Annotated in this window: 1 protein-coding gene; it reads left to right on the top strand. The window is 45.3% G+C overall.

Translation table 11 applies throughout. The features are described 5' to 3' along the window. Positions 1–309: hypothetical protein (locus L990_RS20290; RefSeq protein WP_197057342.1), on the top strand; the 309-nt coding region annotated here is incomplete at both ends.

Below are 309 nucleotides of genomic sequence, written 5' to 3'. Positions count from 1 at the left end.
ATTGGAAACGATCCAAATTTTGCAACAACCGTTGTCAACTTGATAGCAGGCAAGGCAAATGCCGAGCATGCTCACACCTGGGAGTCCATCGGAAATCGGCCTTCAAGACTCAGCCAGTTTGCCAACGATCTAGGAAATTTCGGGAATTTTCTAACAGGAATCAACCAGGCTATGATTACTGCAGCTTTAGGCTACACACCCTATAACGCTAGCAATCCTGCTGATTTTGCAACTTCAGAATACGTAAGGCAAAAAATTGCCGATCTGGTAGCCTCGTCTCCTTCAGCATTAGACACCTTGAAGGAACTT

The organism is Alistipes sp. ZOR0009 (genome assembly GCF_000798815.1).
Classification (GTDB): Bacteria; Bacteroidota; Bacteroidia; order Bacteroidales; family ZOR0009; genus Acetobacteroides.
Note: the sequence above shows the minus strand (reverse complement) of the source record. Positions and strands in the feature narration are given on the sequence as shown.